Raw genomic sequence first — 12,073 nt, forward strand, 5'->3', positions numbered from 1 at the left:
TTCAGTGGTAATTTTATGGGAAAAGGAGATTATGTATGAAATCATTTCGTAAGTTATTACAGTATTTAAAACCATACATGTTCTTCGCTATTATTGGACCGCTATTTATGGTACTTGAGGTTGCGATGGACTTAATTCAACCGACTATTATGCAACATATCATTGATGTTGGGATTGCAAATCGGGATTTAAATTATGTAATAAAAATGGGGCTTCTTATGATAGGGGCAGCAGCACTCGGTTTAGTTGGAGGGCTTGGGTGTATGATGTATTCTACAAAAGCAGCTGTTAATTTCGCTACAGACATAAGAAAAGATGTGTTTGCGAAAATAGAAACATTTTCTAGTAATAATCGTGATTCATTTGGAACAGGTAAATTATTAACGATTGTGACGAATGATATCACTTCTATTCAATCGGCAATGACGATGACATTACGTGTTCTCGTTCGTGGTCCACTGTTATTTATCGGAAGTATAATTATTGTTTTTGTAACAGCGCGAGAGTTATTTCCAATATTACTTGTAGTTGTTCCAATTTTATTACTTGCAATTATTTTAATTGCAAGTAAAGCAAGTGGTACATTTAAAAAGGTGCAAGAGGCATTAGATAAAGTGAATACAAAGTTACAAGAAAATTTATCTGGTGTGCGTGTTATAAAAGCGTATGTAAGACAAAAATATGAAATCGCTCAATTTGGAAATGTAAATACAAATTTAACGAAGATAAATATTCGAGCTGTGCAACTTATTTCTTTAATGATGCCAATCATTATGCTAGTTGTAAGTGGTGGGATTGTCGCAACATTATGGATTGGTGGAGAAAAAGTATTCAATGGAACACTTCAAGTAGGAGCGATTTTGGCATTTATTAATTACTTGAATATCATTTTAATGTCACTTATGTCGATTAGCATGGTATTTATTCAAATTGCGCGAGCTTTTCCATCTGCGGATCGTGTAAAGCAAGTGTTAAATACTGAAGTTGATATTATAAGCGAAGCGAATGCGATTGAACCTGAGAAAATCGAGGGGAATATAGAATTTAAAAATGTTAGTTATAGCTATACGAAAAATAATGAATACGTTTTGAAAGATATTTCGTTTAGCATACAAAAAGGTGAAAAAGTAGGGATTATTGGATCGACTGGAAGTGGTAAATCAACCTTAGCGAAACTGTTACCACGTCTATATGATGTGGATCAAGGTGAAATATGTATAGATGGAATAGATGTTAAAACATATGATTTGCAAAAACTCCGTGCTTCAATAGGCTTTGTACCTCAGAAGGCGTTGTTGTTCTCAGGTAGTATAGAAGAGAATTTACGGTATGGTAAAGAAGATGCAACACATGATGAGCTGGAAGTAGCAGCTGCATCAGCTTGTGCGACTGAGTTTATCAATAAGCTGGAAGAATCTTATCAATATAATTTAACACAAGGTGCAACAAATCTATCAGGTGGACAAAAACAACGTGTATCAATTGCAAGAGCACTTGTGAGAAAACCACCGATTCTAATATTAGATGATTCTACATCAGCAGTTGATGCGAAATCAGAGGCTACCATTCAAACAGCTTTAAAAACAAAATATAAAGGCACAACGACTTTATTAATTGCGTCCAAAATTTCTTCCATAATGGATGCGGATAAAATACTTGTATTAGATAATGGTGAATTAGTTGGCAATGGTACACATGAACAATTGTTAGAACAAAGTGAGGTTTATCAGGAAATTTATCTTTCCCAAGGTGGTAATTTGTATAAAGAAGGTGGGGAAGAACATGCGTAATTTTCAAGGACAATTTGCTAATAAAGGTGGAAGAAACACGCCAAAGATGGGGAAAACTAAAAATGCTCAAGGAACTGTAATGCGGATATGGAATTATATGGGCTATCAAAAAGCTGCTCTTATGTTTGTTATATTTCTAGTAGTTGTTACTACATTACTTGGATTATTAGGTCCATATTTTATGGGAGTCATTATAGATCAATATATTGTACCGAAAGATTTAAGTGGTACAGCAAGAATGTGTATGTTACTTATCGCGATTTATGGTGTAACGGTACTTTTAACATGGTTACAAACGTTTGTCATGATTAACGTTGCATTAAAAACAATTCAAAAAATACGACAAGATATTTTTGAGAAAATCCAAACGCTTTCTTTACGTTTCTTTGATGTACGTTCTCAAGGTGATTTAATGAGCCGTGTGACAAATGATATAGATAATTTGAACCAAGCTTTGACACAAAGTGTTGTACAAATTATTTCATCAGCATTAACTTTTATAGGTGTAACGATTGCGATGTTCGCCTTAAATTGGATTTTAGCAATTGTAACTTTAATTACAGTACCTATTATGTTTTACGTTACAAAAAAACTAGTTGCATATAGTGGGAAAAACTTTGCGAAGCGTCAAAAAGATTTAGGTGAATTAAATGGATTTATTGAGGAAGCAATTACAGGTGCGGATGTTACAACGTTGTACGGAAAAGAAAAAGAAACTGTACAAAATTTCAATAAAATTAATGAACAGCTAAGAGTTTCAGCTACGAAGGCTGATACATTTTCAGCTTTTATTTTTCCAAGTATGAACTTTATTAATAACTTAGGTATGGGGCTTGTCATTGGGACTGGATCAGTTATGGTCTTAAACGGAATGACAACAGTAGGAGTTATTGCGGCTTTTATTAATTATTCTCGTCAATTCTCAAGACCGCTAAGTCAATTTGCGACTTTAATGAATACAATTCAAGCGGCAGTTGCTGGTGGAGAACGTGTTTTTGAGATTATGGATGAGGTACCAGAAATTCAAAATAAAAAAGACGCATTTGTTGTACAAAATTTACAAGGGCATGTTGTACTTGAGAATGTTTCATTTGGCTACGCAGAAAATAAAACGATTTTAAAAGAAGTAAGTCTTAAAGCGCAGCCAGGAGAGACAATTGCTTTAGTTGGTCCGACTGGATCAGGGAAAACAACAATCATTAATTTGTTAACTCGTTTTTACGATATACAGCAAGGACAAATTCATATTGATGGAAAAGATATAAAAGATTATGATATTAATTCTTTACGAAGTAAAATAGGAGTAGTTTTACAGGATACGTATTTATTTGCAGGTTCGATTATGGATAATATACGTTATGGACGCTTAGATGCTAGTGATGAAGAAGTCATCACTGCAGCTAAGGCAGCATCTGCACATTCTTTTATTAAGCATTTGCCAAATCAATATGAAACAGAAATTGCTTCAGAAGGATCGAATTTAAGTCAAGGACAAAAACAACTTCTTGCGATTGCACGAGCAATCTTAGCAGATGCAGATATATTAATTCTCGATGAAGCGACATCTAATATTGACACAAGAACAGAATTACAAATACAAGCAGGACTAAATAATTTAATGAGAGGTCGCACAAGTTTTGTGATCGCTCATCGACTTAAAACAATTGAAAAAGCAGATCAAATCCTTGTTATAAAGGATGGAAGAATTTTAGAAAGAGGGAATCATGAATCTCTCATGGAAGATAAAGGGTTTTATTTTGATTTGTATACGAGTCAGTTTAAAATTTAATATAAAAAATGAGGTTTCTCTAGAAAAGAGAAGCCTCATTTTTTATATTTGTAAATTTTATGAATCACTTTTCTAACCAAATTAATTATCCGACCTGAAAAATACTTATACTTGCAGATACATTTGTTAAAGAGCCACCATCACTATTTGAGAGAGTGATAGTACCTGCTGAAGAGGTGTTATTTATTAAAGTCAATGTTGAAGGAACAATTGTTACGGTAAAAGCAGCAGTACCTTGATTGATTGTATGGGGTGACCCCGTACCAAAACGTCCACCTGGAATTGGTGTACCATTAAGTGCAAAGGAGCATTGGTTTTCGCGAGAAGCTTGTAATTGAAACTCTGCTACATATGTTCCTAGTGTATTAATTATAATATTTCCAGTACCTGTGATGTGACTAAGGGCAGTTCCTGTTATAGGTCCATTTGTGTTAAAAGTAACACTACTTCCCACTGCGATTGATTGGTTAGTAGTATCAAAAACATATAAATAGTTTGTTAATCCTACACTAGCCGCCCCGGTAGGCCCGGTAGAGCCAGTATGTCCAGTAGAACCAGTAGGTCCAGTGGAACCGGTAGAACCAGTAGGTCCAGTGGAACCGGTAGAACCAGTAGGTCCAGTGGAACCGGTAGAACCAGTAGGTCCAGTGGAACCGGTAGAACCAGTAGGTCCAGTGGAACCGGTAGAACCAGTAGGTCCAGTGGAACCGGTAGAACCAGTAGGTCCAGTGGAACCGGTAGAACCAGTAGGTCCAGTGGAACCGATAGAACCAGTAGGTCCAGTGGAACCGGTAAAACCAGTAGGTCCAGTGGAACCGATAGAACCAGTAGGTCCAGTGGAACCGATAGAACCAGTAGGTCCAGTGGAACCGGTAGAGCCAGTGGGCCCAGTAGGCCCGGTAGAGCCAGTGGGCCCAGTAGAGCCAGTAGAGCCAGTGGAACCGGTAGAACCAGTGGAGCCAGTAGCGCCCGTAGAACCAGTAGCTCCCGTAGCTCCAGTAGGAGAATGTGGGAGAATAATACGGTTAATATCTAAAAGTGAAAAGTTAATGAACATATCTTTGTTTTGATAATCTATCAAAATCACCTCACTAGCATGTTTAAAGAAATAGTAAAGTAATAATTTTTATAGGTATTTCATTTCTATATTATTAATGCAATTTATTTTGGGAATAATAAATTGCTATCGTGACTGTAGGGGTTAATTTTTAATATAGCCCTTATTTAAAGATAAAGAGCGCTGTTAATGGCGCTCTGAGACAAGTTTCATGTTGAAAAAAGGAATCGAGGATATTATGTGCATACTATTTTAGAATGTTGTAGATTTTTAATTGGAAATAAAAAAATCTTATAAAAATTTGTATTATTAGATAGTCACTATACAATAAAATATGCTTGTTTGATATAAATGTGTGTCAAATTTGCCAAAATATATTTTGGCATGCATAAGAAAATTAAAATGCTTTGTTAGTAAATACTAGTGGCTTCAGTGACAGATGGTAGAAATAATTTACTTACAATTACGTAGCGTAATAATTTCTTCCCCAAAATGTGTCACCTACTTATGATGTTTTATTAACAGTTTGTATAATAAACCAACATTAACCAAATTACTATCAATTTAGGTGACAGTAGTATTACAAATTTGTAAGGAAAATAGATCGATGAAATTTAACAAAATAGTTATTTGAATTAGTTTTATCAATAAAAAAAGAGCCATATTAAGACTCTTTTTAAAAAGCTTTATTAATCATTTGTTTTCTAACCAAAACAAAAACTGTACCTGCAACAACATAGGTTGCATAGATTTTGCCACTTATGTCACCGAAAAATTCAAGTCCGAAAGGTAGTAAAAAAGTAGCAATTCCTACTATGTAAGCAAATATGCCGAATAATTTAGCTAGTTTATTTTTATCACCAATAAAAGTAGCATCTTGGTATCCAGCAATAAGAAATAATTGTTTTTAAATATGCATCAGATAACCTATTATTACAATGATTAGACCAACAAGTGTGCAAACTACAAATCCACTCATTATATTCACCTACCTTATTTGAATTTCACCATATTTAGGTTGCTATAGTTATTGTATTAAACAAAAAACATGCACAAAAATTGTGCATGTATAATAAAAAGCTATGTCTTGTCTATGTAAATATATGCTTGGTTTATACAAACTGTGAGTATTTTTAAGTAAATTATTTGTTTATAAACAAATATAAAGAGCGTCCTGGAGAACGCCCTTCCACCCAAACTTACAATGAAAAAGAATACGTGACATTGTATGCGTTTTTTTCTCTATGTGTAGTTTTTCAATAAAAAGAGCGCTTTTAAAGGCGCCCAATGAACAAGATTTATATAAAAAAGGTGCACAAGATATGGTATGTATGCTTCTTAATCTTGGTGCAGATTTAATACAAAATCCTTATTTGAAAACAAGAAGCCCTAGAGTTAGGGCTCTAGGGCTTCTTGTTTTGGTATTCTCACATGGTTTTTCAAAAAGAATAGAACATATTGAAGATAACATGTGAATGTTTCATAAATGTATCAAAAAAGTGAACAAAATTGCTATTGCAGAAGAAGCAGAAATGAAGTTTCTAATACGTAAGTACGTGAAAGGTATTATTTCCAATGGATAAAATACCCATGGGACACCTAATCATTATTTTATCGGGGGAAAAGAATATGTTATGAACTTGGTTGAATGAAAAAATGAAAATTTTACTTTTAGAGTGAAACTAAACAAAAATGCTATTTTGTAGAGCTTTAATTCCATGAGAAAAGAGCACTTCGTAAAAGTGCTCTTCTGACCAAAATCCATTTTGTAAAAGAGAGGAATACGCAATATCATATGAATTTATTTTTAAATTTGTTTAAAATCGTATAAAAACTTCATTTTGCACTACAAAGCAGCCAGCTTAATTAGCTAACTGCTTGTTGTACAAAAGAAAATTAGGCCCTACAAGTAAATGATATGTAACTTTAAGTTACAACTATATTATAAGCAGAATTAAACATGTTATGCGGTAGTAAAAATAAGCTTAATAAAACTTTCATTTTGTATTAAGTTGGAATATAAAAAGAGCACTTAGTAAAGTGCTCTCGTGACGAGTCTCATTTTATAACGACTATTTTATAAAGAAAGGAACTCAGGATATTATATGTGCGCCAGTCAATGGAGTACCTTGTACAAATAAAGAGCAGCTAACAAAAGTTAACTGCTCAAGTAGATACAACTTGGGTAAGAAGCAAGTTGTATTGTGAGTAGTATTGTTAGAATATCGAATTTTATCCGTTTAATAAAAAAAGCAGCTAGCAAGAGCTAGCTACTTAGCCCCAGGGAAGGGAGAGGAGCGATCAATTAGGTCTAAGATTGGAATAAGGTTTTTAGATTTTAAAACCTAACCTAAGTATAGTATGGATTTTATTTGAGTTATTATGCATATAAATGGTTCCTCTTAAAAGAATGATCAACAAAAAAGCAGCTAGCTAAAGCTAACTGCTCGGTTCATGGAATGTGGTTTGAAAAATGGGTTGTCTATAATATTGAAGGAATATTGAGTTTTATTAAAGTAATTACGTTATATGTTTGACGATATAGTCTTTTATTAGTAAAAAAGCTACAAGGAGAAACATTACGTCAATCGAGAACCAAAACATACCTTTTTGAGGTTTTTTAAACTCTGATATTATGGAAAACATTAAAAATAAGGCAACGACTATTACAATACAGATTTTAATTATATCAGGCATTTATAGCACTCCTAACATCTAATCATTTTTATTATATAGCTATTTCCAATATTGAGGAATTTAAAAAGTTTTTTATGAAAATTCAAACAAAATAATCCTTTTGAAATTATATAGGTACAATTTCCATTTGAGCAGTTTTTTGAATGTAATAGGGTATTAAATTAATGAAAACGCCCTAAAATGGACAGTAAACTGTTTCATACGAAGGAGTGAGAGGATTGACTAATTTAAAGAAGAAGAAATTAAAAAAAGCAATTTCTCGTCGCGCAAAGGCTATACAAAAATATGAGAAAGACAGATTAGATAAAGCATGGATGAATCTTTTCATGCAGTCAAGTATCATAAAATAAATTCAGTCCGGCTAGAAAACTAGAGGACACCAATTCATTAAAGCAGCAATTAAAGCTGTTTTAGGAATAGGTGTCCTTTTTATTTTGAAAAGGGAGATGGGGAAATGAAGGTGTTAAAGGATCAGCTACGTGAATGGAAAAAAGCAATCGAATCAAGCGAAAAAGAAAACTAAGAAAAAACGAAAAGAGAAATTAAGTACTCGTGACATTGTAACGAAGAGTTAGCTACTGTTTAAAGTGAGAATAAACAATTAAAAGAGCAGGTTACGACCCTAGCAAGCGATGTGTCTATATTAACAGATTTAGTTCAAAAATTAATAAGCGAGAAACCAGAGCAGCCATAGGCTGGTCTTTTTTTATTGCCTAAAAGGGGTGGTCAAAGTGGAAGGGTTACAAGATGTACGAAGTGATGTTCAAGAAATAAAGCAAGATATTAAGGACATTCGCTTAGAGATTAAAAGTTTAGAAATGCGGACAACAGGTAACGAGAAAGACATTATCAATATCAACAAACAGCTAGATAAAATCATCGCCAATACTACCTGGATTTTGCGGCTTATAGTCGGCGGAATTGTTGGTGGCATTCTCACTTTCTTAATGAAAGGAGGTGGTATGTAATGTTTGAAATTACTGTAATGATTGGAATTGTAGTTGGTCTTTCACAAATTGGAAAAACAATTGGATTACAAACAAAATATGTTCCGTTATTAAATTTAACGCTTGGCATTGTGCTAGGCGCTTTATTTTTGGGCGGAGATATCAAAACAAATGTATTTCAAGGAATCATCATTGGATTATCAGCAAGTGGATTATTTGACCACACAAAAATTATGAAAAAGGATGTTGATGCTAAATGAAAAAGACAATGAAACATATTACCTCGTTACTTATGATTCTAGTACTTGCTGTTTCTTTTGCTACAAGTGCTTTTGCTGATCGAACACTTATTAGTCCTGATTTACCGAAACAACCATACCGTTATGGTGTAGGTGCTTATGAGGGCGTTGCAGCAAATTCTACAGCAACTCCATAAGCTCCAGCTATTAACATTCAAAAATATGAGTCTCGAACATGGAGAAATGTATTTGTTCACTATGCAGTCGATTGGGACGAAACAATCCAAATTGCTGATACAAAATACATTGCTTATGGTGGCGGTCCTGCTGCTAATAAACGATTTGTACATGTAGAGTTATGCGAAACAGCGTACTATACAAAATTTAAACGCAGCTATGATAAATATGTTAAGTTACTAGCTAAAATCTTACGTGATCGTGGGTTATCTGTAGAAAAAGGATTGTGGACACATAGCGATGTAACTCATTACCTTGGCGGTACAGATCATGAAGATCCAATTGATTACTTAAAGTCTCATGGCGTTTCAGAATCCCAATTTAGAGCAGATGTACAACGAGCATACAATAATTCTAGTGTGGATGTTTCTGTTCCTGAGAAGCCATCTAAACCAGCGGAAGTACCAACAGCAGTAACAGACGGTATTGCCTATATTGAAGGTTACAACGTTAACTTACGTAAAGGACCAGGTACAAGATATTCTAAGATTCGTCAGTTAAACAAACCAGAATCTTATATTGTGTGGGATGAAAAAGACGGGTGGTTAAATCTTGGTGGGGATCAGTGGATTAAGAACGATTCATCTTATGTGAAGTTTAATAAGAAAAGTACAGTTGATTCATCTATTGTAGGGAAGCGGGTTGTTTCAAAAGTTAACAATCTATGTTTCTATGATGCTCCATCTTGGCAGGATAAAGATGTGGCTGGTTCTGTAGATGCAGGATTAGGATTTACAATTGATGCGAAAGTAAATGTAAACGGTTCACCGCAATATAAAGTACACAATAGCAAAGGCAAAACCTACTATGTAACAGCAAGTGAAGCCTATGTGTATGTGAAGTGTAAACAAGAGCCGTCCTGTTGGGCGGCCTTTTTTTAGTTCTATGTAATTAAAATTTACTTTTAGATAATGCCTTTAGTATTGGATTAACAATCCTACTGATTAAGCGAAATCCTCTAAATATCGACTGGAAAAACTTCATCGCATCATCTCTCTTGGATTAGGTAAATAATAATAATTTTAGAGTGTAATCGTAAGATTGTTTTTCTAATTGAATCTAAAAGAGTGGATTGTTTATTATACAATAATTCATTAAATTTAAATTCTGTATTTAATCCAAAGGTATCTGTATTGTACAAAGTTTATATGATGTGGGACTGGGATTCAAAATCAATGCAATAGTAAATGTCAATGGTGCGACACAATCTAAAAGCTAAATGTTTTATATCATAGCAAATTCAAAGTTAACTGCTGTGAAGTAAAGAGAAATTCACTTTTATAAGGAGGAATATTCTTGTTTGCTATTCTAAATTATCTGACTTAATAAATAGAAAATTATCGTAATTTTTGGTGAGGAAAGTATCAAGATTTTTCATAGAAAATTCCTCTAAACTATTATCTGAATTTTCAGAATAAATAGGAGGACGTTTGTTTTTATACCAATAGCGATTAAGTCTAAGCAGATTGTAATCAAAAACATATTCTATCTTATAAAGCAGTGAGGCAGTTCTAAAATAAGATGAGATTTACTTTACTAGTTTTCATTTCATATAGTAAGTAGGTTTGATTCAAAAAGACTTCTTCACTACTTTATAAATTTCAAAGGAAAGGTTGATGAAATTGGCAGAACATCATGAAGATGAAATCCGTACTTTGTTACGCGCATTTCAATTAGTAGGAGCAAGAGTTGTATTATTTTTACCTTCATTCCACGTAGAAGGTCTTATTACTCGAATCGGAGAAACTTTTGTTACGCTTCGTCGTGGTAATGGAGAAGGCGTGGAAGTAGAAAGTAATGATAATGGAAATGCACTTGAAAATCCTAACCAAATTAGTGTCAAAATTAGTAGTATTTTATCAGTTAGTGATGATCGAGGAGCGTAACTAGCAAGCTTAAAAATGCACTAGGTATTTGTAATCCTAGTGCATTTTTTAAATATTATATAAAATTCGAATAAATGATTTATCAAATGAAGAATTTGAATTTAATTACATACAAGCCTAGTGATAGTGCAATTACCTAAAATATAAGTAATATCAATATTTTAGGTAATTGTACTATCACTTTTATACAAGTCATGTTTACAATATAATACAAACTTTTATAGGAGGGGATTATATGTGTAAGTTCTGTTCAAATCAAAAAAATACTAAATTTAAATTACTTGATATAAAACCTATCCCGTTTTTTATTCCACCAAAAACTTTTGCATATTCATCGGAGCTTCAGGAATCACCTGATACTTCAACAAAACCAATAAGGTCTCAAGAATCACCTGATACTTCAACAAAACCAATAAGGTCTCAAGAATCACCTGATACTTCAACAAAACCAATAAGGTCTCAAGAATCACCTGATACTTCAACAGAACCAATAAGGCCTCAAGAATCCGCTAGTGCTTCTGCAAAACCAATAAGGCCTCAAGAATCCACTGGTGCTTCTGTAAAACCAATAAGACCTCAAGAATCCACTGGTACTTCTGTAAAACCAATAAGACCTCAAGAATCCACTGGTGCTTCTGTAAAACCAATAAGACCTCAAGAATCCACTGGTACTTCTGTAAAACCAATAAGACCTCAAGAATCCACTGATGCTTCTGTAAAACCAATAAGACCTCAAGAATCCACTGATGCTTCTGTAAAACCATTAAAAACCCAAAAATCTTCTCGTGTTTTATTAAGATTAAGTGATACTTTTAACAATCCACCAACCCCTAAAAAATTCATACTATCGCAAGATAATTCGCAATTATTATATAGTCAAAAAGAATCTCATTACCAAATAGATACATCTAATAATATTGAAATAAAAACAAATGAAATTAAAAAATTACTATGTGATTATCAACTAACCAATTTATATATTATATTATTTTTAGAAGATATTCATATCAAAGGTTTTATACTGCACATTAGCAAAGATCTAGTTACTATTATTGGACCAAATATAAAAGTAGAAAGCAATTCAACAGATAATCTTATAGAATCACCAAACAGAATTAACGTAAAAATTGAAACGATTCAAGGGATTGGTGATGTAGGAGCTTCTCTCTCTAGCTAAGATAAATTTGTATATCAATATGGATAGTTTTTATGTATTCATATTGATATACAGTTATTACGGTAATGTGAAACCAATATTTCTTTTTAAATTTGCATTGAATCTATTAGTTCTTGTGTATCATCTGTAACTAGTGATTTCGGAATTTTATTTAATTAGTTAAGAATCTCGTTATTTCCAATGAACTGTTCCGGAATTGAAACGAATGACCTCCACTTTACTATATTTCTCCAATGTAATTACATGAAATAAAG

At 33.2% G+C, this 12,073-nt stretch carries 10 protein-coding genes and 3 pseudogenes; 10 read left to right on the forward strand and 3 right to left on the reverse strand.

Going from position 1 to position 12,073, the window contains the following annotated elements:
* The first annotated feature begins 35 nt into the window (after positions 1-35).
* The gene (locus tag MHI26_RS12025) at positions 36-1,790 is read left to right on the forward strand and encodes an ABC transporter ATP-binding protein (RefSeq protein ID WP_061666753.1); all 1,755 of its coding nucleotides are present in this window, start codon (positions 36-38) and stop codon (positions 1,788-1,790) included.
* Complete coding sequence (locus MHI26_RS12030) at positions 1,783-3,579, forward strand: ABC transporter ATP-binding protein (protein WP_061666752.1); 1,797 nt, start codon at positions 1,783-1,785, stop codon at positions 3,577-3,579. Before MHI26_RS12025 ends, MHI26_RS12030 begins: the two co-directional genes overlap by 8 nt.
* 85 nt (positions 3,580-3,664) lie before the next feature.
* Here MHI26_RS12030 and MHI26_RS31580 read toward each other — a convergent pair whose 3' ends face one another.
* Both MHI26_RS31580 and MHI26_RS12045 read right to left on the reverse strand, forming a co-directional pair.
* A complete protein-coding gene (locus MHI26_RS31580) occupies positions 3,665-4,636 on the reverse strand; it encodes a collagen-like protein (RefSeq protein WP_445661875.1) in 972 nt (323 codons plus the stop codon).
* Between the two features lie 676 nt (positions 4,637-5,312).
* Positions 5,313-5,615 (reverse strand): annotated as a pseudogene (locus MHI26_RS12045) (DUF3784 domain-containing protein).
* Positions 5,616-5,880: 265 nt separating this feature from the next.
* Here MHI26_RS12045 and MHI26_RS12050 point away from each other — a divergent pair.
* Positions 5,881-6,111, forward strand: a complete 231-nt coding sequence (locus MHI26_RS12050) for a hypothetical protein (RefSeq protein ID WP_061666001.1) — start codon at positions 5,881-5,883, stop codon at positions 6,109-6,111.
* Between the two features lie 1,045 nt (positions 6,112-7,156).
* Here MHI26_RS12050 and MHI26_RS12055 read toward each other — a convergent pair.
* The gene (locus MHI26_RS12055) at positions 7,157-7,333 is read right to left on the reverse strand and encodes a hypothetical protein (RefSeq protein WP_170959194.1); all 177 of its coding nucleotides are present in this window, start codon (positions 7,331-7,333) and stop codon (positions 7,157-7,159) included.
* Between the two features lie 218 nt (positions 7,334-7,551).
* Between MHI26_RS12055 and MHI26_RS12060 the strand changes: the two genes are divergently transcribed.
* From MHI26_RS12060 to MHI26_RS12085, 7 genes and pseudogenes are all read left to right on the forward strand, one after another.
* Positions 7,552-7,683 carry a DUF3983 domain-containing protein gene (locus tag MHI26_RS12060; RefSeq protein WP_141402337.1) on the forward strand — a complete coding sequence of 44 codons (132 nt, stop codon included), beginning with the start codon at positions 7,552-7,554 and terminating at the stop codon, positions 7,681-7,683.
* Between the two features lie 212 nt (positions 7,684-7,895).
* Positions 7,896-8,027, forward strand: a pseudogene (locus tag MHI26_RS31585) (tail fiber domain-containing protein); the annotation flags it as partial.
* Between the two features lie 37 nt (positions 8,028-8,064).
* A complete protein-coding gene (locus tag MHI26_RS12065) occupies positions 8,065-8,301 on the forward strand; it encodes a hemolysin XhlA family protein (protein WP_061665841.1) in 237 nt (78 codons plus the stop codon).
* Entirely contained in the window at positions 8,301-8,540 is a 240-nt protein-coding gene (locus tag MHI26_RS12070) for a hypothetical protein (RefSeq protein WP_061665840.1), read from the forward strand. The genes MHI26_RS12065 and MHI26_RS12070 overlap by 1 nt, the downstream gene beginning before the upstream one ends.
* Positions 8,537-9,637 (forward strand): annotated as a pseudogene (locus MHI26_RS12075) (N-acetylmuramoyl-L-alanine amidase). The gene MHI26_RS12070 and the pseudogene MHI26_RS12075 overlap by 4 nt, the downstream one beginning before the upstream one ends.
* Before the next feature lie 735 nt (positions 9,638-10,372).
* Positions 10,373-10,642 carry a hypothetical protein gene (locus MHI26_RS12080; RefSeq protein WP_061665839.1) on the forward strand — a complete coding sequence of 90 codons (270 nt, stop codon included), beginning with the start codon at positions 10,373-10,375 and terminating at the stop codon, positions 10,640-10,642.
* Positions 10,643-10,877: 235 nt separating this feature from the next.
* On the forward strand, positions 10,878-11,819 hold the full coding sequence (locus MHI26_RS12085) for a hypothetical protein (protein ID WP_330548056.1): 942 nt from the start codon (positions 10,878-10,880) through the stop codon (positions 11,817-11,819).
* Positions 11,820-12,073 lie beyond the last annotated feature (254 nt).

The organism is Bacillus sp. FSL K6-1218 (assembly GCF_038006445.1).
In the GTDB taxonomy this organism is placed as follows: Bacteria; Bacillota; Bacilli; order Bacillales; family Bacillaceae_G; genus Bacillus_A; species Bacillus_A thuringiensis_S.

Excerpts from the sequence above, each read along its gene's own strand:
- MHI26_RS12025 (WP_061666753.1), top strand. The coding sequence starts at position 36 with ATGAAATCATTTCGTAAGTTATTACAGTATTTAAAACCATACATGTTC.
- MHI26_RS12030 (WP_061666752.1), top strand. The coding sequence starts at position 1,783 with ATGCGTAATTTTCAAGGACAATTTGCTAATAAAGGTGGAAGAAACACG.
- MHI26_RS31580 (WP_445661875.1), bottom strand. The coding sequence starts at position 4,636 with ATGTTCATTAACTTTTCACTTTTAGATATTAACCGTATTATTCTCCCA.
- MHI26_RS12050 (WP_061666001.1), top strand. The coding sequence starts at position 5,881 with ATGTGTAGTTTTTCAATAAAAAGAGCGCTTTTAAAGGCGCCCAATGAA.
- MHI26_RS12055 (WP_170959194.1), bottom strand. The coding sequence starts at position 7,333 with ATGCCTGATATAATTAAAATCTGTATTGTAATAGTCGTTGCCTTATTT.
- MHI26_RS12070 (WP_061665840.1), top strand. The coding sequence starts at position 8,301 with ATGTTTGAAATTACTGTAATGATTGGAATTGTAGTTGGTCTTTCACAA.
- MHI26_RS12080 (WP_061665839.1), top strand. The coding sequence starts at position 10,373 with ATGAAATTGGCAGAACATCATGAAGATGAAATCCGTACTTTGTTACGC.
- MHI26_RS12085 (WP_330548056.1), top strand. The coding sequence starts at position 10,878 with ATGTGTAAGTTCTGTTCAAATCAAAAAAATACTAAATTTAAATTACTT.